The sequence below is a fragment of the Agrobacterium sp. GW821-FHT02D03 genome (assembly GCF_059421725.1).
This window is the reverse complement of sequence record NZ_JBWKVN010000001.1, coordinates 1,106,591-1,128,131: the sequence shown is the minus strand read 5'-3', so window position 1 is coordinate 1,128,131 and position 21,541 is coordinate 1,106,591. Positions and strand designations below refer to the sequence as shown.

At 58.8% G+C, this 21,541-nt stretch carries 20 protein-coding genes; 10 read left to right on the top strand and 10 right to left on the bottom strand.

Features of this window, described 5'->3' with window-relative positions; genetic code table 11:
• Nucleotides 1–43 precede the first annotated feature (43 nt).
• The 4 genes from AC07U5_RS05250 to AC07U5_RS05235 form a co-directional block, all read right to left on the bottom strand.
• Entirely contained in the window at nt 44–922 is an 879-nt protein-coding gene (locus AC07U5_RS05250) for a phosphatase PAP2 family protein (RefSeq protein ID WP_494722474.1), read from the bottom strand.
• Nucleotides 912–2,426: an ArnT family glycosyltransferase gene (locus AC07U5_RS05245; protein ID WP_494722473.1), complete on the bottom strand. Its 1,515-nt coding sequence runs from the start codon at nt 2,424–2,426 to the stop codon at nt 912–914. Before AC07U5_RS05245 ends, AC07U5_RS05250 begins: the two co-directional genes overlap by 11 nt.
• Before the next feature lie 228 nt (nt 2,427–2,654).
• A complete protein-coding gene (gene adh / locus AC07U5_RS05240; protein WP_062440297.1) occupies nt 2,655–4,172 on the bottom strand; it encodes an aldehyde dehydrogenase in 1,518 nt (505 codons plus the stop codon).
• Nucleotides 4,173–4,331: 159 nt separating this feature from the next.
• Nucleotides 4,332–5,291, bottom strand: coding sequence for a sigma-54-dependent Fis family transcriptional regulator (locus AC07U5_RS05235; RefSeq protein WP_112521290.1), 960 nt, complete (start codon nt 5,289–5,291; stop codon nt 4,332–4,334).
• Nucleotides 5,292–5,572: 281 nt separating this feature from the next.
• Between AC07U5_RS05235 and AC07U5_RS05230 the strand changes: the two genes are divergently transcribed.
• The 9 genes from AC07U5_RS05230 to AC07U5_RS05190 all read left to right on the top strand — a co-directional run bounded on the left by AC07U5_RS05230 (nt 5,573) and on the right by AC07U5_RS05190 (nt 14,356).
• Nucleotides 5,573–6,202 (top strand): 50S ribosomal protein L25/general stress protein Ctc, encoded by a 630-nt coding sequence (locus AC07U5_RS05230; protein ID WP_113261775.1) that lies wholly within the window; start codon nt 5,573–5,575, stop codon nt 6,200–6,202.
• Nucleotides 6,203–6,478: 276 nt separating this feature from the next.
• On the top strand, nt 6,479–8,875 hold the full coding sequence (locus AC07U5_RS05225) for an EAL domain-containing protein (protein WP_494722472.1): 2,397 nt from the start codon (nt 6,479–6,481) through the stop codon (nt 8,873–8,875).
• 20 nt (nt 8,876–8,895) lie between these two features.
• Nucleotides 8,896–9,624: a substrate-binding periplasmic protein gene (locus AC07U5_RS05220; RefSeq protein ID WP_494722471.1), complete on the top strand. Its 729-nt coding sequence runs from the start codon at nt 8,896–8,898 to the stop codon at nt 9,622–9,624.
• 87 nt (nt 9,625–9,711) lie between these two features.
• Complete coding sequence (gene pth, locus AC07U5_RS05215; RefSeq protein ID WP_112360304.1) at nt 9,712–10,428, top strand: aminoacyl-tRNA hydrolase; 717 nt, start codon at nt 9,712–9,714, stop codon at nt 10,426–10,428.
• 152 nt (nt 10,429–10,580) lie between these two features.
• The gene (locus tag AC07U5_RS05210; RefSeq protein ID WP_062426391.1) at nt 10,581–11,201 is read left to right on the top strand and encodes an exopolysaccharide biosynthesis protein; all 621 of its coding nucleotides are present in this window, start codon (nt 10,581–10,583) and stop codon (nt 11,199–11,201) included.
• 118 nt (nt 11,202–11,319) lie between these two features.
• On the top strand, nt 11,320–12,423 hold the full coding sequence (gene ychF / locus AC07U5_RS05205; RefSeq protein ID WP_062426390.1) for a redox-regulated ATPase YchF: 1,104 nt from the start codon (nt 11,320–11,322) through the stop codon (nt 12,421–12,423).
• Between the two features lie 365 nt (nt 12,424–12,788).
• Nucleotides 12,789–13,244 carry a MaoC family dehydratase gene (locus AC07U5_RS05200; RefSeq protein WP_062426389.1) on the top strand — a complete coding sequence of 152 codons (456 nt, stop codon included), beginning with the start codon at nt 12,789–12,791 and terminating at the stop codon, nt 13,242–13,244.
• Nucleotides 13,241–13,708 carry a MaoC family dehydratase gene (locus AC07U5_RS05195; RefSeq protein ID WP_494722470.1) on the top strand — a complete coding sequence of 156 codons (468 nt, stop codon included), beginning with the start codon at nt 13,241–13,243 and terminating at the stop codon, nt 13,706–13,708. The genes AC07U5_RS05200 and AC07U5_RS05195 overlap by 4 nt, the downstream gene beginning before the upstream one ends.
• A gap of 30 nt (nt 13,709–13,738) precedes the next feature.
• Nucleotides 13,739–14,356: a class I SAM-dependent methyltransferase gene (locus tag AC07U5_RS05190; protein ID WP_494722469.1), complete on the top strand. Its 618-nt coding sequence runs from the start codon at nt 13,739–13,741 to the stop codon at nt 14,354–14,356.
• Nucleotides 14,357–14,374: 18 nt separating this feature from the next.
• Here AC07U5_RS05190 and AC07U5_RS05185 read toward each other — a convergent pair whose 3' ends face one another.
• The 5 genes from AC07U5_RS05185 to petA all read right to left on the bottom strand — a co-directional run bounded on the left by AC07U5_RS05185 (nt 14,375) and on the right by petA (nt 18,277).
• Complete coding sequence (locus AC07U5_RS05185) at nt 14,375–14,917, bottom strand: adenine phosphoribosyltransferase (RefSeq protein WP_494722468.1); 543 nt, start codon at nt 14,915–14,917, stop codon at nt 14,375–14,377.
• Between the two features lie 99 nt (nt 14,918–15,016).
• Nucleotides 15,017–15,394, bottom strand: coding sequence for a GFA family protein (locus AC07U5_RS05180; RefSeq protein WP_113271444.1), 378 nt, complete (start codon nt 15,392–15,394; stop codon nt 15,017–15,019).
• 74 nt (nt 15,395–15,468) lie between these two features.
• Nucleotides 15,469–16,380 (bottom strand): cytochrome c1, encoded by a 912-nt coding sequence (locus AC07U5_RS05175; RefSeq protein ID WP_062441072.1) that lies wholly within the window; start codon nt 16,378–16,380, stop codon nt 15,469–15,471.
• 21 nt (nt 16,381–16,401) lie between these two features.
• A complete protein-coding gene (locus tag AC07U5_RS05170) occupies nt 16,402–17,685 on the bottom strand; it encodes a cytochrome b (RefSeq protein ID WP_062426385.1) in 1,284 nt (427 codons plus the stop codon).
• A 13-nt stretch (nt 17,686–17,698) separates the two neighbouring features.
• Nucleotides 17,699–18,277 carry a ubiquinol-cytochrome c reductase iron-sulfur subunit gene (gene petA / locus AC07U5_RS05165; protein WP_062426384.1) on the bottom strand — a complete coding sequence of 193 codons (579 nt, stop codon included), beginning with the start codon at nt 18,275–18,277 and terminating at the stop codon, nt 17,699–17,701.
• Between the two features lie 310 nt (nt 18,278–18,587).
• On the opposite strand from petA, the gene AC07U5_RS05160 reads away from it, so the two are divergent.
• Nucleotides 18,588–19,523 carry an endonuclease/exonuclease/phosphatase family protein gene (locus AC07U5_RS05160; RefSeq protein ID WP_494722467.1) on the top strand — a complete coding sequence of 312 codons (936 nt, stop codon included), beginning with the start codon at nt 18,588–18,590 and terminating at the stop codon, nt 19,521–19,523.
• Nucleotides 19,524–19,585: 62 nt separating this feature from the next.
• Here AC07U5_RS05160 and AC07U5_RS05155 read toward each other — a convergent pair whose 3' ends face one another.
• On the bottom strand, nt 19,586–21,448 hold the full coding sequence (locus tag AC07U5_RS05155) for an ABC transporter ATP-binding protein (RefSeq protein WP_494722466.1): 1,863 nt from the start codon (nt 21,446–21,448) through the stop codon (nt 19,586–19,588).
• Between the last annotated feature and the right edge of the window lie 93 nt (nt 21,449–21,541).

The window sequence follows — 21,541 nt, the reverse complement described above, 5'->3', positions numbered from 1 at the left end:
AAAGGACAAGAATTTCGCCAAGCCAACAAAGATTGAAGCAGCGTTAGTCGACTGCCACGTTTGAATGTCGCTGCGAGGGCCACATCTTTGCCTTCGCCACCCATGCCCGCAGATCGATCACCGTCTTCACACCTTTCCTGACCAGCATAACCAGCCACCGTCTCGCGTAGATTCGGGAGTAGTTCAAAATGGCGCGCACGTCCGTCACCACCGGGCGGACTGTGAAGACTTGCCTATGCTGCCCAATCTTGAGAAGGCGATAGAGGATAAGGGACGTCAGCGCGGCAAAAAGGATCGACATCGTTGTGTCGCTAAGGAAATGGCGTCCCGCAGCCATGCGCATGGCGGCCGTTGCGATGATCAGGACAGCAGCGATCGCGGTGCAGAAGACCTTGCCGCTGCGTGACAGCTGCGGCCAGAGCAAGACGCACACCGGCAGGACGACGCTTGCAATCAGCGCCGCCTCGCCGGATGAAAAGGAACAGTTCTTGAAGCACTGATTGCTCAGCTGAAACGCCGGCGTAAATGTCTGGACCCCGCCGAATTCGATCACGCCGTCAGGCCTGGCGCGGCCAAGCCATGTCTTCAGGATACCATTGACCAGCAGCCCAGCGCAGGCCAGCGTGTTGCCCCAGATGAACGCCCAGACCCGCCAGCCGGTCTGTTGCGTGGTTCCGATCAGGATGTTGCCCAGGAAGATGAGGAATGTGACGACAGCAAACGCCTCCCCGCCGTGACGCAGCACATCTCTCCAGAACATGAAGTCCGGGCTGCGGCCCATCCAGTCACCAGCCTGCCCGTTGAAGAACAGGGAGGAAATTCTGAGGTCCAGGAAGGGGAAAGCCGCAAAGACGATGACGGCGCAAAGCGTTGCGATCGTCAGCCAGATGGTGAGCCGCATATGAAGGATGTCATGGTCCATGGTTCGCCCCCTCAAGGCAGGAGGCTGGGATCTTCCAAAGACCCACCGTGGCGCGTTCCATGAAGCCGGCGGTTGCCGCCCACTCGGCCTGCGGCGGCTCATCCTTCATGCAGGCGGGAAGCGAGTCGGCACGCGATAGGAGAAGCGCGTTCACCGTCTCGTTCGGCTGCAGCGGATAGAGCAGCGCATAATGACTGGAGGGAGGCTCAGCACCCTCGTTCCATGCCCGTGGCACAATGTGGTGGTCGTCTCTCAACTGATAGAACATCTCCGCCAGGAAGGACCGGTCGGACGCAACGAGAACGTGAGCGTCCAGCCTTCTCGCATCTGCAATCGCTGTCGATACCAGAGCAGACCGTCCGAGATAGCGCTTCAGCGCCAGATCACCATTGGGAAGACGCAACTCCGTACCGAAGATGGTCAGCAGCGGCAGGATGATGGCAACGACAGTGTTGAGAATGAGCGACGCCCGCAGCCAATGCGGCCGTGCCGCAAGCCACGGCGTTGCAAGCAGTAGGCCTGCTGCATAGGCGCCGACGGCCCAGTTGGCGAGAGCGCGTGAGATCAGAGCCTGCGCTGTCATCAAAAGGAGAAGTGGAATGCTGAGTGCGCACAGAGACCGCACTGTCGGCGTTCTCATGTCACGCAGGGCCATCAGCATGGCGATGAAAACGAAGGGGCCGACGACACCGGCTTGCGCGCCAAAGAAACCCAGGGCCGAGCCGAAGTTCAGGCCGGCAGCATTCCAGTGGGCAATCGAAACCGTGTGACGAGCAGTGGCAAAGTCATGCGCGTAGTTCCACCACAGATTGGGCGCGACGACGAGCGTGGCGACCGCTCCCGCGAGCAGAGCATGCGACCACCGAACCCGCCAATCCCTGTCCAGATAGGCCGCCAGCGGCACGAAGGGAAACAGAAAGGCCATGGCGTATTTCGACAGAAATCCAAGGCCAACAGCAAAGCCAAGACCGATCGCCAGCATCAAGGCCAGCGGCCCGCCTTCGGTCCTTATGGCAGAGAGTTTACGCCACAGGATCAGCGAGACGACGATGAAAAGCAGCATCGGCGTATCGGTCGAAATCAAAAGGCTGGAAAGCGAGACGCCCGGCAGCGTGATGTAGATGATCGCCGCCAGCGCGCCGATCCGTGCATCGTAGATCATCCGCCCCAGATAGAACATCGCACCCGCCGTCATGGCATGCAGGATGGGCGCCGCCAAACGGACGTCGAAAGTCCCCTCGCCGCCCATAATCCAGGTGGTCAAGCGAATGATCCAGCCAATCAGTGGCGGCTTGGAATAGGCCCCGAAGGCCATCTCCCGGCTCCACAGCCAGTATTGCGCCTCATCGACGAAGAGGTCTGTCCTGTCGAAGGCAAGACAGATGATGCGGAACAGGGTAACGCCAAGGACCGAGAAGACAGCAATGGCAACCCAGCGCGAACGCTCCGTTTCTAGCCTGCCGATGCGTTCCGTGCCGTGAAATTGTCCGGCAATACCGCTCATGATTGGCACCAATGGGCGGCGCGAGCGGAATGAAAAAAATTAAAAAAGAAAGGGCGCATATCGATCCACGCAACAATATCGAGGAGGATATGCGCCCGATTGATGACACTATTACGTCAACTCAGATCGCCTTGATACAAATGACATCGGCGCTTTTTGAAGACCTGTGCCAGCCATGGCCGGAGTTGGCACCGGCGGAAATACCGCCGGCACCGGGTTCACGCGGTATCAGAAGAAGCCGAGCTTGTTCGGGCTGTAGGAGACCAGCAGGTTCTTGGTCTGCTGGTAGTGATCGAGCATCATCTTGTGGGTCTCGCGACCAATGCCCGACTGCTTGTAGCCACCGAAAGCAGCACCTGCCGGATAGGCATGGTAGCAGTTGGTCCATACGCGACCGGCTTCGATGCCGCGACCTGCGCGATAGGCCAGATTGGTGTCGCGGCTCCAGACGCCTGCACCGAGGCCATAGACCGTGTCATTGGCGATTTCGATCGCCTCTTCCACCGTCTTGAAGGTGGTGACGGAAACGACGGGGCCGAAGATTTCCTCCTGGAAGACCCGCATCTTGTTGTTGCCTTCAAACACTGTCGGCTGGATGTAGAAGCCGTCCTTGAGATTGCCGGAGAGCGATTTCTTGTCGCCGCCCGTCAGCACCTTCGCGCCTTCCTTCTTGCCGATCTCGAGATAGCTCATTATCTTGTCGAACTGTTCCTGAGATGCCTGCGCGCCGATCATGGTGGAGGCATTCAGCGGATCGTCCTGGCTGATCGCCTGCACCCGCTTCAGGGCTTTTTCCATGAAGCGGTCATAGATCGATTCATGCACCAGTGCTCGGGATGGGCATGTGCAGACTTCGCCCTGGTTCAGCGCGAACATGGCAAAGCCTTCGAGTGCCTTGTCGAGAAAGGCATCATCCTCGTTCATCACATCGGCAAAGAACACGTTCGGCGACTTGCCGCCGAGTTCCAGCGTGATGTTGGTGACGTTATCCGCCGCATAGCGCATGATTTCCTTGCCGACCGAGGTCGAACCGGTGAAGGCGATCTTGGCGATGCGGTTGCTCTGCGCAAGCGGCTTGCCGGCTTCCATGCCAAGACCGTTGACGATGTTGAGCACGCCCGGCGGCAGAAGATCCTCGATCAATTCCATGACGAGCAGGATGGAAGCGGGCGTCTGCTCGGCCGGCTTCAGCACCACGCAGTTGCCGGCGGCAAGTGCCGGCGCGAGCTTCCACGCCGCCATCAGGATCGGGAAATTCCAGGGGATGATCTGGCCGACGACGCCGAGCGGCTCATGGAAATGATAGGCGACGGTATCATTGTCGATCTGGCCGATCGACCCTTCCTGCGCGCGAATGCAGCCTGCGAAATAGCGGAAGTGATCGATGGTCAGCGGAATATCGGCATTGGTGGTTTCACGAAGCGGCTTGCCGTTATCCCAGGTTTCTGCCCGGGCGATCAGATCGAGATTGTCCTCGATACGCTGAGCGATTTTGAGAAGAATATTGGAGCGTTCGGTGACGCTGGTGCGGCCCCAGGCTGCACGCGCCTTATGCGCGGCATCGAGGGCTGCTTCGATATCGCTGGCATCGGATCGCGGCACTTCGCAGATCTTCTGCCCGGTAACGGGGGAGATATTGTCCATGTAGCGGCCGGACTTCGGCTCCACCCATTGGCCGCCGACATAGTTGCCGTATTTCAGTTTGAACGGAGTTTCTCCCGCTTTGTGCTGAACCTGGATGTTCATGTTTTCATCCTCCCTGATGAACAACGATCATTGGTTGATCGCGTGGAGAGAGGTTGTGCCTACAATCGGGCAAATCAAAGAGGCGGCAGGCCGTTCCGCAGTGCACAGTGTTTCACATCTGCGACAACGGCCAGGCCAATCAAGGCCTGCGCCTTCGCTTCAATGCACGGAGAGCTTCTTCATCTTGCGGTGAAGCGTCGCGCGGCTGATCCCCAGCAATTCGGACGCCTGCGTCACGTTGCCATTGGTGCGCGCCAGGACCCGTCGCAGAGCTGCGCGCTCGGCTTCCATCAGGTCGCTGCCTTTGTCATGCCGCTCTTCTTTGAGTGCATCCGATGCGGGGATTCCTTGCGCTATCCGCGCGTCATCGAGCCGCAGCGCCAGCCGTGCAGCGCGGGTCGCCCCCAGAATGATATCGTCCTGATCGACGGCCAGCAGCGACAGCATCGTCGATTGGCCAGGCGGCACGATCAGGATGCGGGCGCCCGGGAACGCGCGGCGGAACAGATTGCCCTCGATGCGCTGTGCGGCATCGCGCACGGTCTGCGTCACCATGGAAAAGGTCAGTTCGTTGATGTCGTCCCGGCAGGTGGAAATGTCGAGCGCGCCCGTCACCTGCCCCCGGTGGTCGCGGATCGGCGCTGTGGTGCAGGAGAGATTGATGTTGGAGCTGAAGAAATGCTGGTCGCGATAGACCACCGCCGGCCGCTCATCGGCAAGTGCGGTGCCGATGCCATTGGTGCCGACACTCGCCTCGCTCCACAGTGCGCCGGACCAGAGCCCCGCCTTTCGAAAATCGTCATCATCGCCCGCAGCACCGCGCCGTTCCAGGGCAACGCCCTTGGCATCGGTCAGCAGCAGGCAGCACCCGGCCCTGCCGACGGTGGAAAAGATGCGGTCGATTTCATCTGTGCTTTCGGCCAGAAGATCGGAAGCCTCGTCGCGCGCCCTGCGAAATTCCGCCTCCGACAGGAAGATCGGCTTGCGGTTTTCCTCCGGCGCTAGATGATGCATCGTCATGCAGCGTCGCCAGGATGCGACGATGGGGGAACTTGCGGCAGCCGATGAACGGTTGGCGCTCTCATAGACATGATTGGCATGTGCAGCATCGTTCGACATAGGCTCCTCCCAAAGCTTCTGTTATGGTGCGCCGGTTGTGGCGATCTTTCAACGGTAAAATAGTCGCATGCGACGCCGCTTGAGGATCACGACGCGTGGAGCGGGTGTGATCCAATGTAAAAACCCCGCGGTCTTGCGTTCAAGGCCGCTTTATACTATAGCGCGCGCATCCGTGTAGACACCCTTGGAGGCAACGCGGTCGGGTTGGCGCAAGCGCCGCCCCAGTTCTCGTCCGGCCACGCCGGTTTGAACTCTCCATATAACCTCGAAAAGGAAATGCCATGAGCAAAGAAACTTATGAGCTCAAGGCCGAGGCGCGCGAACGAGTTGGTAAGGGGTCCTCTCGTGAACTTCGCCGCAACGGTTTGATTCCCGCTGTCATCTACGGTGACAAGCAGGCCCCGATTTCTATCGCGATTTCGACCAACGAAATCACCAAGCGCATCCACGGCGGCGGCTTCATGACGACGATCGCCACGATCGACGTCAACGGCCAGAAGTACAAGGTTCTGCCGAAGGACTACCAGCTTGACCCGGTTCGTGACTTCACGATGCACGTGGACTTCCTGCGCGTTTCGGCCAACTCGAACGTAACCGTCGAAATCCCGGTTCACTTCATCAATGAAGAGAAGTCCGAGATCAAGACCGGTGGCGTTCTGAACATCGTTCGCCACACCATCGAAGCCAACGTTCCTGCGGACCAGATCCCTGACGCCATCACCGTCGACCTCGAAGGTCTGAAGGTCGGTGACAGCGTTCACATCTCGCAGATCAAGCTGCCGAAGAGCGTGGTTCCGACGATCACCGATCGCGACTTCACCGTTGCAACGATCGTTCCGCCGGTTGTCGACGTTGTTGAAGACGAAGCACCTGCTGCTGAAGAAGCAGAAGGCGAAAACAAGTCCGAATAAGACCTGTTTGGTTTTTCTTGAAGAGGCCCCGTATCGAAAGATGCGGGGCCTTTTTGCGTGTGGGTTCATCCGCGCGACGACGCTGCCCGCGCCATCTGACGGGCTTCAAGTGCAAGCACTCAATTCAAGAATGATTAAGCATTCTGCGAAACGATACCTCAAAGCTTTGGTTCTACAACCGCAGCTGGAAAAGGCTCTCGAGCAATCGAAAACGCCCTCACGGCGCTTGGGCCTTTACCGCATGGACGGGAGTTTTTGGGGATCAAGAGAGGGCAGATGACCCATTCGGTAGAAAGGCGATTTCTGGTGATCATATCCGGCGCGTTGCTGGCTATCGTCGCGCCGCTTTTTACGATTTTGCTCAGCCTATCCTACAATGCCGCGATCTCCAGCCAGGCCGACCGGCTCGAAATTCTCATCGTCGCCAACGCGCAGGCTCTCGGCCGCCCCCTTTGGGATCTGGATGACGAAAGCATCAACCAGATTACCGGCACGCTCATTAACGATCCTGCGATCTACATGGTCCGGGTCAAGGACAGTTTCGGCCAGCTCGACGTCACTCAGACATCAAGCGCCCCCAGAAGCGACGACATGTCGTCGCTTAGCCGTGACATTTACTACAAGAACCTCGACGGCGAAACCAAGGTCGGGACGATCAAGATCATCTTCCGTGATGTCGGCGTCTTCTCATCGCTGAACGGCATCGAGCTATCCTTCCTGTCGATCTTCGTCCTGGCGATCCTGACGGTGTTTGGCGCCGCCATCGTCGGCAACCGAATGATGATCATGCGCCCGCTTCTGCGGCTGACAGCCGCAATCGAGGCAACCCGCAGGCTTGGCTCGCGCCACCATGTCGACTGGCGCTCACGCGACGAAATGGGACGGCTGGCTCTCAGCTTCAACGAAATGCAGACGCAGCTCGAACGGGAAGAGCACGAGCTCAAGCGCGCCCATCGGCGCACGACGGAAATCTACAACCGCACCCCGGCCATGCTGTTTTCACTCGACCCCGAAAATCGTGTCGCAGCGGTGAGCGATTATTGGGTGAAGGCAACCGGCTATAGTCGTGAGGATTCCCTTGGCTGCGCCTTTGAAGCCTTCCTCCATCCGGACGATCGCGAAAGTTTCCGCCAGCGCCATCAAAACCGCCCATCCGACCATACCGATGAATCCTACGCGGCTGAGCTCACCGTCCGCTTCATCTGCGCCGATGGGCGTTCGATGGATGTGCTGATTGCCGAAAAGACGCTGCAAACCGGCATCGAGGAGACCAGCGCAGATGTACTGAGCGTGATGACGGACGTCACGGAGCTTCGTCAGTCGGAACAGCGCAACGGCCTCCAGGCCATTTCCGACCACCTGACCGGGCTTTTGAACCGCCAGGGTTTTGAAGCCATGCTGGACCAGAAGATACTGCATGCCGATGCGGCTCAGACGAAGCTTGCCTGCCTGTTCATCGATCTTGATCGCTTCAAGGGCATCAACGACAATTTCGGCCATGCCGCAGGCGATGCGGTTCTCAAGCAATTCGTTGGTCGCCTGAAAGGCGTTCTCAATCCGCTCGACTCCGCGTCGCGGCTTGGTGGCGATGAGTTTGCCCTATTGCTTGCGGGGTCGGACGCGGAAGAGCGATCGCTGAAAATCTGCGAGAAGATCGGCGCGATGTTCAACGACCCCTTCATTTTCCATGGTCAAAGCATTCGTCTCAGCGCCAGCATCGGTCTTGCCATCTATCCCGAACATGCCCGCAGCGCCTCGGAACTGCTGCAACACTCCGATCTTGCCATGTATACCAAGAAGCGGGCCGGAAAGAATGGCGCCCAGATCTTCGACGCCGCGATCATGAACGAAGCGCGCCAGCGGGCAGAGATCGAGCAGGAAATCGAGCAGGCCATCGAGGAAGACTGGCTTGAGGCACACTTCCAGCCCATTCTCAACTTGCAGACCGGCGCGACCTGCGGCTTCGAAGCCCTGATGCGCTTGAACCATCCGCGCAAGGGCATTCTGCCACCCGGCCCGATCATCGGCGTGGCTGAAGAAAATGGCAGCATCAAGCGCCTCGGCAGCCGCGTTCTGGAGCATTCCATCCGCAACCTCGCGGAAATCTCGGCCGTTCCAGGTCTCGAAAAGGCCTATGTCGCTGTCAACTTCTCCGCCCAGCAGTTTGAGGCCGGTCTACCGACGCGCATTGCCGGCCTGCTGCATCACCACGGCATCGTTCCGCAGCGGCTCGTAGTAGAGATCACCGAAGCCGTGATGATGCATGACGACCCGCAGGTGCGCGCCGTCCTGAATGCCATCAGCCTGCTTGGATGCCGCATTGCGCTCGACGATTTCGGCACGGGCTATTCATCGCTGAGCTACCTCAACCGCTTCCCCGTCGATATCGTCAAGATCGACCAGTCCTTTACGCGCTCCATCAGCAAGGATGCGCCCGACATCAGCAAGAAAAGCCGGATGCTGGTGGAGGGCATCAGCGCGATCTCTCACAAGATGAACTGCCTCGTCATTGCCGAAGGCATCGAGACGGAAGAGCAAAAGACGATGCTGCAAGAGATCGGCGTGGATTGCGGGCAGGGCTATTTGTTTTCCAGACCGCGCGCGATACAGTCTCTGATCGAAACCTATCAGGTTCCGCTGGAGGATGGAAAGAGGCTGAAAGCCGCGCAATAAACGCTGTGGGAGGGGTAGCAGTGTTACGAGCAATTCTCTTATCGATCGGTCTGTCGACCTGCTTGCTGGCCGCGACATCGGCCAGTGCCGAAAAACTGTTTTTATCGACGGAATATTATCCGCCCTACAATCTTCGCGACGCCGATGGACAGCCAAGCGGCGTCTACTGGGATCAGTTGAAGATCATTCTGGAGCGCACTGACACGCAGTATGAGGCAACGGTGATGCCTTGGGCGCGCGCCATCAAGCTGGCTGAGACCGCACCCATGCACTGCGTCTTTGCCGCGGCCCGCACCGCCGAGCGCGAGCCCCGCTTCAAATGGGTTTCCCCCATCCACACGGATCGCAATGTTCTGGTTGCACGTCAGGGCCACGTCATGAACATCAAGACGCTGGAGGATGCCAAGGAATACACCGTCGGAACACAGCGCAACGACTACACCGAAGGCCTGCTCCGCTCGATGAATTTCCCGCGGATCGACATCAGCGCCGATTTTAACAACACGCTCTCAAAGCTCGCCGCGGGCCGCATCGACCTAATGCCCATGTCGGAGAGCGCGCTAAAGAATCTTCCCCAGAAAGACTTTGAGGAGGTCATCACCTTCAGCCGGCAGAGGCTTGGTATGGCCTGCAACAAAAGTGTGCCGGACAGTCTGATCGAGAAGATGCAGAAGGTGCTGGACGATCTGATTGCCGACGGTACCCAGAGACGCATTTACGAAAAATACGGTCTGATCATCAGCGACTAACAGCTGGCGCCCTCACAAAAAAGTTGACACCCGCCGCGTTTCGCGTTGGTGAAGTGTATCGATTTTGAGTGAAGCGGAATTTCGTCCATGATCATCATTGCAGGCCTCGGCAACCCCGGCAATCAATATGCGGGCAACCGTCACAACATCGGCTTCATGGCTGTCGATGCCCTGCAACGCCTGCCCTCCTTCACGCCGTGGTCAAGAAAGTTTAAGGCGGAGATCTCAGAAGGTGAGATCGCCGGCGAGAAGATCCTGCTAATGAAACCGCTCACCTTCATGAACCTGTCGGGTGAATCAGTCGGCGAAGCCATGCGCTTCTACAAGCTGGCCCCCGGCGACATCATCGCCATTCACGATGAGCTGGACCTGCCCGCCGGCCGCGCGCGCATCAAGACCGGGGGCGGACATGGTGGCCACAATGGTTTGAAATCCCTCGATGCCCATTGCGGCAAGGAATATCGCCGCCTGCGCCTCGGCATCGGCCACCCGGGAGACAAGGACCGCGTGCATGGCCACGTGCTCGGCGATTTCGCCAAGGCCGACAAGGCATGGCTCGACCCGCTGCTCGACGCCATCGCCGACAACGCCGCCATGCTGGTGAAGGGTGAAGACTCCCAGCTTATGAATAAATTGGCCCTTGCGACCGGCGCGAAGGCCGAAGTCGAAAAGCCCGCCAAAGCCGCAAAACCGGCAGCGCAGTCGCACATCCATCAGGCGCGAAACCACGCCCAGCCGAAAAAGCTGCCGGAGACCGGCCCCATGGCCGAGATGCTGAAGAGGATGTTCGGCAACAAGGACTGACGACAAAAGTCGTCACCGGCTTTAGCCTGATCAGACGACAGGCTACGCAGGATTGGGGATATGGCGACTTGAAACATAGCGCGACCTCCCCATCTCTTTGCGCATGACCAATATCGGCCATTTGATTGTGACATTCCCGAATTGGGCGCGCCATGGATAAGGAAGCGCCACATCAAAGCATGGCGGCAGCGCTGAAGCGCCTGCCGCATGACCTCCCCGAACGTGTCACGCTCGACTGTCTGCTGGACCGGCTGGGCGACAAGGCGATTGCCTTCGTGCTGCTGGTCTTTGCCATTCCGGCCATTATCCCGACTCCGGGTATTCCGGCTGGCATGATCTTCGGCACCGCACTGGCGATCCTGTCGCTGCAGATGATGTTTCGAGCACGCAGGCTTGTTCTGCCTGGTGTGCTCGGTCGTCTCTCCGTCTCGCGCTCGATCATCGAGCTCACGGCAGACAAGGCAGCACCCCGGCTGGAGAAGCTGGAAGCGCTGCTGAAACCACGCGGCCACATGCTGGCACGCTTTGCCGGACCGGCATTCATCGGCATCGTCATCTTCCTGATGGCCGTGATCATTGCGCTCCCGATCCCGTTCGGCAATACGCTCCCCGGCATCACGGTGCTGATCATCGCCCTGGCACTGGCACAACGCGATGACCTTGCGCTTCTCGGCGGACTGGTTCTGGCCATCGTCTCGGTGCTCTTCTCCATCGGCATCGTCTATGGTGGCTGGGCGCTGATATCCGCCTGGTTCGGCTTCGGACAGCCTTAAGCCTAGTCGCAAAAGGGCGGATTTCTCGCCCTTTGCTGCAACAAGACTTGACCTTGCTCCGGCGTTTCCGCAAAAGGCTCGCAATCGGAAATTCAAAAGTCAAAGACAGGTTTAAGCCATGGGCTTCAAATGCGGTATCGTCGGCCTGCCGAATGTCGGCAAGTCCACCCTCTTCAACGCGCTGACGAAAACGGCAGCAGCACAGGCGGCAAATTATCCCTTCTGCACCATTGAGCCGAACACCGGTGAAGTCGCCGTGCCGGATGCCCGCATGCGCGTTCTGGCCGACATTGCCGGCTCGAAGGAAATCATCCCGACCCGCATCTCATTCGTCGATATCGCCGGTCTCGTGCGCGGCGCATCGAAGGGCGAAGGCCTCGGCAACAAGTTCCTGGCCAACATCCGCGAAGTGGACGCCGTCGTTCACGTGCTGCGCTGCTTTGAAGATGACGACATTACCCATGTCGAAGGCCGCATCAACCCGGTCGGCGATGCCGACACGATCGAAACCGAGCTGATGCTTGCCGATCTGGAAAGCCTGGAGCGCCGCGTCGAACAGACCCGCAAGCGCGCCACGTCCAAGGACAAGGAATCGCTCGCGCAGTTGCCGGTCATGGAAGCGGTCATCAAGCTCCTCAACGAAGGCAAGCCCGCTCGCCTTCTGCTGAAGACGCTGGCAGCCGATGAGATCGAAGTCCTCAAGGGCCTGAACCTTCTGACCTCGCACCCGGTCCTTTACGTCTGCAACGTGGCGGAAGCCGATGCCGTCGATGGCAACGAACACACCAAGGCCGTTGCCGAAATGGCAAAGGCGCAAGGTGCCGAATGCGTCATCATTTCCGCAGCAATCGAATCCGAAGTCGCACAGCTGCCGGAAGACGAATCCAAGGAATTCCTGTCGGCCCTCGGCCTCGAAGAGGCTGGCCTCGACCGGTTGATCCGCGCCGGTTACCACCTCCTCGATCTCATCACCTACTTCACCGTAGGCCCGAAGGAATGCCGCGCCTGGACCATCGTTCGCGGCACCAAGGCCCCGCAGGCCGCGGGCGTCATCCACACCGATTTCGAGCGCGGCTTCATCCGCGCCTTCACCATCGGCTATGACGACTACGTCGCCTACAAGGGCGAAGTCGGCGCCAAGGAAGCTGGCAAGGGCCGCGATGAAGGCAAGGAATATGTCGTTCAGGACGGCGACGTCATCCACTTCCGCTTCAACACCTGATCGAGTCTCGCCGCAGGTGGCGAAACACCTGCGGCGCTCGGACGGCCGCAAAAGTTCCTGCCGTCCTCTGCGTCACCCGCGCTCTGAGTGACGCCTGTAGGGGGCGTTCGACATAAGTGCGCTTCCCCGTGAGAGGAAGCATCATTTGCAGCTTCACATGCCGAGCACCTCCGCGCCTCTCACCCACCACCTATTTTCATCAGCCCGTGACCGATCTGACCTTTACGTAAAGGGAATATTTGCGTTAGCTTGCAGTCGGAACGTGTTTGGAAACCTGACGCAGAGGTGCGCGACATGCATCGCGAAATCGACCTGTCGGAGTGTCCAGACCGGCTCTGAGCATCACGGGACGGAGGAGTAAGCTCGTGAAATACAGTTTCGACGATTTTGCGCCCGGGCGCAGCTTTCCGCTTGGGCCAAAAACGGTGACGGCGGAAGAGATCATTGAATTCGCAATGGAATTCGATCCGCAGCCCATGCATCTTTCAGAAGAAGCCGGCAAGGCCAGCATTCTGGGCGGCCTCGCCGCCTCCGGCTGGCACACATGCGGCATGCTGATGCGCATGACGGTGGACAGCTACATCGGTCAATCTAGCGCCCACGCCGGACTTGGCGTCGATTTTGTCGAATGGAAAAAGCCGGTTCTGGCAGGCGACACGTTGACAGGCTCCTCGACGGTTGTCGAACGCCGCGTGTCGAAATCCCGGCCAGACCGGGGCGTCGTGAAGCTCCGTCATGAACTGCAAAATCAACACGGCGACACTGTCTGCATTGTCGAATTGAATGCCATGCTGGCAACATCGGCGGAGGCGACGCCATGAAGTTCACCGAACTTTACCCCGTGGGCCACAAACTCGAACTTGGCACGGTCCACTTCTCGGCCGAGTCGATCATCCGCTATGCCGAAAAATTCGATCCGCAGCCATTCCACCTGAGTGAAGAAGGGGCAAAGAACTCCGTCTTCGACGGTCTGTGTGCCTCCGGCTGGCAGACAAGCGCGTCCTGGATGAAGTGCTTCCTGAATTACTGGACGAAGGAAGTGAAGCGGCTGACGAGCGAAGGTATCGAGCCGCCAAAGCTCGGTCCCTCCCCAGGCATCGCCAACCTCAAATGGTTGCATCCGGTCTATGCCGGTGACGACGTCACCTATTTCGCCACCCTTCTCGCTGCCCGCCCCCTCGCCTCGCGGCCCGGCCTGCTGCTCAACACGACGCTGAACGAAGGCGTCAACCAAGATGGCGAGCTCGTAGTCACGTTTGAAAGCAAGGTGCTGGAGTTCGAGTGAAGGTAACGCAGCAGGCAGGATCACCGGCGGATGACAGATGTTCTGAAAGGCTACGCAGAGGCCGCGACCCCTGAACTCATATCTCGCTTCGATAATCTGGACTGCCGCGAGGTCTACGCGCCCGTTTTGGATTTGCTGCCCATCCGTCCTGTCCGCATTGCTGATATCGGTGCCGGAACCGGTCGCGATGCCGCCTGGTTCGCGAGCCAAGGCCACGAAGTATTGGCGGTGGAGCCTGTCAGTGAACTTCGCGAGCCCGGCATGCACCTGCATGCTTCCGAGAGAATCAGATGGCTTAGTGACAGCTTGCCAGCCCTCGATAAAACCCTCGCCTACGCGCCCTTCAATCTCATCACGCTGTGCGGAGTGTGGCACCATATCGAAATCGAACAACGCCAGCGCGCCTTGGAAGTCCTGACGCGCATGATGGAAGAAGGCGGGCTGCTGATTATGTCTCTACGGCATGGTCCGTCGCCGGCAGGACGCCCATCCTACCCAATCCGTCCTGACGAAGCCATCGCCCAGGCGGAGAAGGCAGGGCTTGGCCTAATCAGGGCCTTGGAAACCGATTCGATTCAAGCAGGCAATCGAGCTTCAGGTGTTACTTGGACCTGGATCGTCCTGAAAAAAATCCATACCAAAACCTAAGCAGTCGCCTCTTCAGGATCAGTGCCCGGAGAACTCCACGAGCGTCCGCACCTCGACGCCGAGGTCTTCCAGCTTCTTGCGACCGCCGAGATCGGGAAGGTCGATGACGAAGCAGGCTGAGACGATCTCGGCGCCCATTTGCCGCAATAGCTTCACGGCACCCTCGGCCGTTCCGCCGGTTGCAATCAGGTCGTCGACCAGAATGACTTTCTCGCCCGGCTGGACCGCATCCACATGCATCTCCATCGCGTCGACGCCATATTCGAGGCTATAGGCAACACGCACCGTTGTGTGCGGCAGCTTGCCCTTCTTGCGGATCGGCACGAAGCCTGTGGAAAGCTGATGCGCCATGGCGCCGCCCAGAATGAAGCCACGCGCTTCGATGCCGGCGATCTTGTCGACCTTGGTGCCCGCATAGGGATTGACGAGTTCGTCCACGGCGCGGCGGAAGGCACGCGGATTGCCGAGAAGCGTGGTGATGTCGCGAAAGATGATGCCGGGCTTCGGGTAGTCATTGATCGAGCGAATGGCGGCAGCAAGTTCCGAGGCAATAGCGGTCATGATATGTCCAGTTGATGTGGCAGATTGGAAAGTTGCCGCACCTTATCAAGTTGATGTCGGCGAACAAACGAAAAAGGCACGGCCCTTATTCGCCGGTCGTCATGCTCGGCATTTGGCCCATACCGGGCAGACATCTTCGAAGGAATGGGCGTGAGGCCGTAACGCCTCATCCTCACGATCGTCAAAACTTGCCCAGACAAGCGCAACAGCAGGCTCATCATCGATTGCGCCAAGCGTGCTGCCGCAAGCGGCGCAGAAGGCGCGGCTGGAATAATCGGAGGAACGATAGGTCGATGGTGCACCTCCGGGGCCGGTCCAGAGAACATCGTCCGCGTTGAACTCCACCCAGGTGAGGCTGGTCGCACCGGAGTGCCGCTGGCAGATCTCGCAGGAGCACGTGTGAGCATTGCGCGGCACGGCTCTGGTTTCAAAGCGAATCGAGCCACACAAACAGCCGCCTGTTCGGATTTTCGTCATCAAGCGCTCCCGAAGGTTACAAAAAAAGCCCCGCGGGTAACCGCGGGGCTCTTACGCAGATCATGCGAAAACTATCAGTGCTCTTTTCGTGAATAAACCGACTTCTTCGTGAGGTAGATCAGCACCGTGAAGATGAACAGGAATATCATCACCATAAAGCCCGTGCGCTTACGCTGTTCCAGATGCGGCTCGGCAGCCCACATGAGGAAGGCCGAGATGTCTCTGGAATATTGCTCCAGCGTCTGCGGCGTACCATCATCGTAAGTCACCTGATCGTTGCTGATGGGCGGAGCCATTTTCAACGATGTAGCGCTGCCGAAATAGGGGTTGAAGTGGGTGCCTTCCGGAACCTTGTAGTCCGTACCATCCGGGTTCTTGATGCCGGCTGGCGGCTCCTGATAGCCCGTCAGCAGCGCGTGGATGTAATCCGGGCCACCTTCCTGATAACCGCCGACGATCGGGATCATGTCGATGATGAACTGCGGGAAACCGCGTTCAACACCGCGTGCCTTGGCAAGCAGCGACATGTCCGGAGGGGCAGCGCCGCCATTGGAGGCAGCAGCCGCTTCCTTGTTCGGATATGGCGACGGGAAGTGATCGGATGGTACGGCCTTGCGGGTGAACATTTCACCGTCGGCATTCGGACCGTCCTGCACTTCATATTCCGCAGCGAAAGCCTTGACCTGATCTTCCGAGTAGCCGAGGCCCTCAAGCGTACGGAAGGAAACCAGGCTCATGGAGTGGCAGGCGGAACAGACTTCCTTGTAGATCTTCAGGCCGCGCTGCAACTGACCCTTGTCATATTTGCCGAAGGGACCAGCAAAGGACCACGTCTCCTCATGCGGCTTCAGGATGGGGAAGTGCCCGCCTGCAATCGCATGGGTCGCCTTCGACGCGAGATCATCATGGCCTTCTTCTGCTGCCATGGCGGCGGTAAACCCGCCGAGAGCGGCCATGAGCGCGATGCCCGTTACAAGCTTCTTCATTGTCATCATTCTCTCCCGCACTCAGATCTTCACGCCGGCAGGCGCGTCTGTGGTCGCCTTGGCGTTCTTTTCAAGAACGGCCTCGGTGATCGAATTCGGGATTCGCCTTGGCGTCTCGAACAGGCCGAGAAGAGGCATGATGAGGAGGAAGAAGCCGAAGTAGTAGAGCGTACCCAGCTGCGACATCGTCACATAAAGGCCTTCTGCGGGGCGCGAGCCGAGCCAGCCGAGCATGATGGCGTTGGCGACGAAGATCCAGAAGAACAGCTTGTACCAGGGACGATAGACCGCAGAGCGAACCTTGGATGTATCGAGCCATGGCAGGAAGAACAGCACCACGATCGCACCGAACATCACCAGAACGCCACCGAGCTTGGAGTCGATCGGGCCGACATTGAAGGTGATGGCGCGCAGCATGGCGTAGAAGGGAAGGAAGTACCATTCCGGCACGATGTGGGCCGGCGTCTTCAGTGCGTCCGCCATGATGTAGTTGTCGGGATGGCCGAGGAAGTTCGGCATGTAGAAGACGAACCAGGCGTAAGCGATCAGGAAAATCGACACGCCAAGCGCATCCTTCAGCGTCGCATAGGGCGTGAAGGGAACCGTGTCCGTCTTGCTCTTGACCTCGACGCCCGTGGGGTTTGTCTGGCCGGTCACGTGCAGCGCCCAGATATGCAGGATGACGACGCCGGCAATCATGAAGGGCAGCAGGTAGTGCAGCGCGAAGAAGCGGTTCAGCGTCGGCTGATCGACAGCGAAGCCACCGAGCAGGAATTGCTGGATCCACTCACCCACCAGCGGGAAGGCGGTGAAGAAGCCTGTGATAACGGTCGCACCCCAGAAGGACATCTGGCCCCAAGGCAGAACGTAACCCATGAAGCCGGTTGCCATCATCAGAAGGAAGATGACGCAGCCGAGGATCCAGAGAATTTCACGTGGCGCCTTGTAGGAGCCGTAATAGAGGCCGCGGGCAATGTGCAGATAGACCGCGATGAAGAAGAAGGACGCGCCATTAGCGTGCATGTAGCGCAACAGCCAGCCATGGTTCACGTCGCGCATGATCTTCTCGACGGAGGTGAAGGCGACCGTCGTATCAGCAGCATAATGCATGGCAAGCACCACGCCCGTCAGGATCTGCACGATCAGCATGACGGCGAGCATGGCACCGAAGGTATAGGCATAGTTCAGATTGCGCGGAACCGGATAGGCCACGAAGCTGTCATAGATCATACGCGGCAGCGGAAGGCGGGAATCGACCCATCTCTCGATGCCGGTCGATGGCTGGTAACTGGAATGACCACTCATTTCATCTGTCCCCTTATCCGATTCTGATCACGGTATCGGATGTGAATGCGAAGGTCGGAATATGCAGGTTTTCCGGCGCCGGACCTTTGCGAATGCGGCCCGCCGTATCGTAGTGCGAGCCATGGCAGGGACAGAACCATCCGCCGAAATCGCCCGCCTGACCAAGCGGAACGCAGCCGAGGTGGGTACAGGAGCCGATCATGACGATCCAGTTTTCCTTACCCTGACCGGCCGAGCGGTCGATGTCGGTGGCCTGTGCATCGGGCGCAAGGTTGGCGTTGCGGGCAACCGGATCCTTCAGCTGAGCCAGTTGAACGGCATTGGCTTCCTGAATTTCCTTCTCGGTGCGGTTGCGGATGAAGATCGGCTTGCCGCGCCACTTGACGGTCAGCGACATGCCAGGCTCGACGCTGGCAACATTAACTTCGATGGAAGCGAGTGCGAGCGTGGATGCATCGGGACGCATCTGGTCGATGAAAGGCCATGCAACGGCGGCGGCGCCAACGGCACCGGCCATACCCGTCACAAGGTAAAGAAAATCGCGACGGGTGGGCTCACCCGACGCGTCATGGTCATTTACGTGCTCGCTCACCGCTACACCATCCTCTGCGCTAATTTCGTTGAAAATCGCATGAGTCCTCCCGCTCCGATTTGATCCAAGACAAACTCCATCCCCAGCGTCTTGGTCATGCATGCGCGAAGATAAAATCGCGCTTATATGTGTGATCGCAAAATATGCCCGACCTTGGCAAGAGGAAAGCACACAAAGCTGCCGTAATTTCACCTTGAGCCGCATCTTTTTCGTCCGTTTTTGTCAGCCGGCTGTCCATCCAGCAACATTGTGTGCGGGCATGGGCCGTGCTAAGCGACATCCGGGAGCGCGAGAAGACGGGAATTTAAGCGTGAAAGCACGGCTCACCTGCATCGCCTCGACTGCGATCATTGCAGCTCTTTTTTCGATAAGCATCAGATATATAAAAGATTTTTGGCTTCTGGCCTTCGTCAACAGTTTCCAGCTGCATATCGCGGTGCTGGCCGCGCTTGCCTGCATCATCTGCTTCGTTGTCCTGCGCTCGCGCCTCTTCGTAGCACTTCTGGCATGGTCGCTCGTTCTCGCCGCGCACGCTGTTTCCATGCAGTATGATTTCGGGACTGACAGGCAATATCCGGCGGGCGCCAAACCTTTCCGCCTCATGTCTTTCAATGTGCTGCGCGAAAATCGACGAAGCGCCGAATCAATCGCAGACGACATCGTCTCCTCTCAAGCCGATGTCGTTTACATCATGGAGGCCGCAGCCCTCAGCAGCGTTTTGCCGCGTCTGCAGCAGACCTACCCCTATCGCCTCGGCTGTGGTGCCGGCACAGCATCCTGCGATCTCTTGATGCTGTCCAAGCGACCCTTGCGCGATGCCAGGATCGGGACACTCAGCTATGTCAGCCCGGAGCGCGCCGGTTTTGTCCAGATTGACCTTGATGGTGTCACGCTCAATCTCGCGCAGGTGCATCTGACAAAGCCCTATTTCGACGAGAACCACGGTGAGGAACTGCTCAACCTTTCACACGTGCTGAGAAACATGCAAGGCCCTGTCATTCTTGGCGGGGATTTCAATTCCGCCAGCGTCGTTCCGGATATGCGCCGCTTCATGGAAAATGTGGAGCTGGAGAAAGTCAGCTGGGAACCCGCGACATGGCCAATCAAGGCCGGACGGTTCGGTATCGCTATCGATCATGTCTTCGCTCGAAAGCCCGCGACCCTCATCAGCGTCCAGCGCATGCCCAACAATCTGGGATCCAACCACTACGGGCTAACTGCGGATTTCATGATTGCAGCAGAATAAGTCGGCACAGCAAATAGAAACAAAGAGTTGAAGTACGTCTCTTCTCTACCGGGTGGAAGATCCTAAAGCTCTTCCGCATCCAAGAAACCGCCGGACTGACGCGCCCAGAGGTCCGCGTAGAGCCCGCCGCTCGCGACCAGTTCGCTATGCGTGCCCTGCTCGACGATCCGCCCGGCATCCATCACCACCAGCCTGTCGAGCGCGGCGATCGTTGACAGACGATGCGCGATTGCCAGCACCGTCTTGCCCTTCATCAACGCATCGAGATTGCTCTGGATCGCCGCCTCCACTTCGGAGTCGAGCGCTGACGTCGCCTCGTCCAGAATGAGGATCGGCGCGTCTTTCAGCATCACACGCGCAATCGCGATGCGCTGACGCTGACCACCAGAAAGCTTGACGCCGCGTTCGCCCACATGGGCATCGAAGCCCTTGCGGCCCCGCTGGTCTTCAAGCCGCTCGATGAAGTCGTCGGCATGCGCCCGACGTGCGGCTTCCAGCAACTCCTCCTCGGTCGCGTCCGTGCGGCCGAACATAATGTTGTCGCGAATAGAGCGGTGCAGGAGCGAGGTATCCTGCGTCACCATGCCGATATGGGCGCGCAACGTCTCCTGCGTCACATGGGCAATATCCTGCCCATCGATCAGGATGCGCCCCTGCTCCACGTCATAGAAGCGCAAAAGCAGATTGACGAGTGTCGACTTGCCGGCGCCTGAGCGCCCCACGATACCGACCTTTTCGCCCGGCGCGATGGTAAGGTTGAGGTGATCGATGACACCCTTGCCGCGTCCATAGTGGAAGCTGACATCATCGAACTGGACGCTCGGAGTCGTCACCTCGAGCGGCTTTGCATCCGCCGCATCGACAAGGCCGATCGGCTGCGAGATCAGTTCGGCGGCGTTCTGCACCGTTCCGAAATTGCGCATGATGCCATTGAACTGCGTCATCAGCCGGCCGAGGAGGAAGTTGAGCCGCAGCACCAAGGCAAGTGTAAAGGCCACAGCACCGGAGCTGATCTTGCCGGATAGCCAGAGATCGATGCAAAGGGCGGCCATCGACGTGATCATGATGCCCGATAGCAGCGCCATGGACGCCCGGACTCCCGTGATGAAGCGGGTAAAGGTCATGGTGGTGCGCTGGAAGGTATCAAAGCCCTGGCGCATATAGCGGTCATTGGCATCAGCGCGGCCAAAGAGGCGCAGCGTCTGGATATTGCTATAGGCATCCACCATGCGCCCGTTCAGCATGGAGGCGGCTTCTGCGGTCTCGCGCGAATGGAAGCGAATGCGCGGCACGAAATAGCGCGCCAGCATGGAGAAGATGCCGACCCAAAGCACCACAACCAGTCCAAGCCGCCAGTCCAGCCCGCCGATCAGGAAGAGCATCGATACCGAATAGATGCCGACAAACCAGACGCTTTCCATCAGCGAGGTAACGAGATCGCCCGCCGCCTGCCCGCCCGACCAGACCTTGGTGACGATACGGCCGGAGAAATCGTTCTGGAAGAAGCTCAGCGATTGCCGCGCGACATGCATATAGGACTGCCAGCGCACGAGGTTGTAGAAACCCGGCGTGATGATCTGCTGATCGACGAGCGCCGTCAGCATGGTGACGACGAAGCGCACCACAGCGATCAGGAACAGCATTCCGATCAGTTCATAGCCGTGGCTCGCCAGTAGGCCAGACCAGCCATCCCCCGGCTTAACGGTCGAGAGAATGTCGACAAGCCGCCCGACGAACCAGAAGAGCGCCGCTTCGATCGCCGCCGTCAATCCACCGAGCACAAGCATGGCGAAGAACGGCGCCTTGGCCTGACGGAGATAGAACCAGATGAAAGCGAATGTGCTTTCCGGCGGCCTCAGATCGTCCTTACGGGCGAAGGGCTCGATCCAGTTTTCGAAATATTGGAAAACACGGGTGATGATCATATCGATTGTATAGGCGGATTCTTGAGAGGGGCAAAGAACAGGGCAGATTATATTTCGGTAATGCGGCCCAACAAGATCGATCGGTTGTTGGGC

What these genes read in the sequence shown, in the direction of transcription:
- adh (WP_062440297.1), bottom strand. Translation starts at nt 4,172, where the DNA reads ATGAACATCCAGGTTCAGCACAAAGCGGGAGAAACTCCGTTCAAACTG.
- ychF (WP_062426390.1), top strand. Translation starts at nt 11,320, where the DNA reads ATGGGCTTCAAATGCGGTATCGTCGGCCTGCCGAATGTCGGCAAGTCC.
- AC07U5_RS05170 (WP_062426385.1), bottom strand. Translation starts at nt 17,685, where the DNA reads ATGAGTGGTCATTCCAGTTACCAGCCATCGACCGGCATCGAGAGATGG.
- AC07U5_RS05185 (WP_494722468.1), bottom strand. Translation starts at nt 14,917, where the DNA reads ATGACCGCTATTGCCTCGGAACTTGCTGCCGCCATTCGCTCGATCAAT.
- AC07U5_RS05155 (WP_494722466.1), bottom strand. Translation starts at nt 21,448, where the DNA reads ATGATCATCACCCGTGTTTTCCAATATTTCGAAAACTGGATCGAGCCC.
- pth (WP_112360304.1), top strand. Translation starts at nt 9,712, where the DNA reads ATGATCATCATTGCAGGCCTCGGCAACCCCGGCAATCAATATGCGGGC.
- AC07U5_RS05210 (WP_062426391.1), top strand. Translation starts at nt 10,581, where the DNA reads ATGGATAAGGAAGCGCCACATCAAAGCATGGCGGCAGCGCTGAAGCGC.
- AC07U5_RS05195 (WP_494722470.1), top strand. Translation starts at nt 13,241, where the DNA reads ATGAAGTTCACCGAACTTTACCCCGTGGGCCACAAACTCGAACTTGGC.
- AC07U5_RS05245 (WP_494722473.1), bottom strand. Translation starts at nt 2,426, where the DNA reads ATGAGCGGTATTGCCGGACAATTTCACGGCACGGAACGCATCGGCAGG.
- AC07U5_RS05225 (WP_494722472.1), top strand. Translation starts at nt 6,479, where the DNA reads ATGACCCATTCGGTAGAAAGGCGATTTCTGGTGATCATATCCGGCGCG.
- AC07U5_RS05250 (WP_494722474.1), bottom strand. Translation starts at nt 922, where the DNA reads ATGGACCATGACATCCTTCATATGCGGCTCACCATCTGGCTGACGATC.
- AC07U5_RS05190 (WP_494722469.1), top strand. Translation starts at nt 13,739, where the DNA reads ATGACAGATGTTCTGAAAGGCTACGCAGAGGCCGCGACCCCTGAACTC.
- AC07U5_RS05235 (WP_112521290.1), bottom strand. Translation starts at nt 5,291, where the DNA reads ATGTCGAACGATGCTGCACATGCCAATCATGTCTATGAGAGCGCCAAC.
- AC07U5_RS05230 (WP_113261775.1), top strand. Translation starts at nt 5,573, where the DNA reads ATGAGCAAAGAAACTTATGAGCTCAAGGCCGAGGCGCGCGAACGAGTT.
- AC07U5_RS05180 (WP_113271444.1), bottom strand. Translation starts at nt 15,394, where the DNA reads ATGACGAAAATCCGAACAGGCGGCTGTTTGTGTGGCTCGATTCGCTTT.
- AC07U5_RS05175 (WP_062441072.1), bottom strand. Translation starts at nt 16,380, where the DNA reads ATGAAGAAGCTTGTAACGGGCATCGCGCTCATGGCCGCTCTCGGCGGG.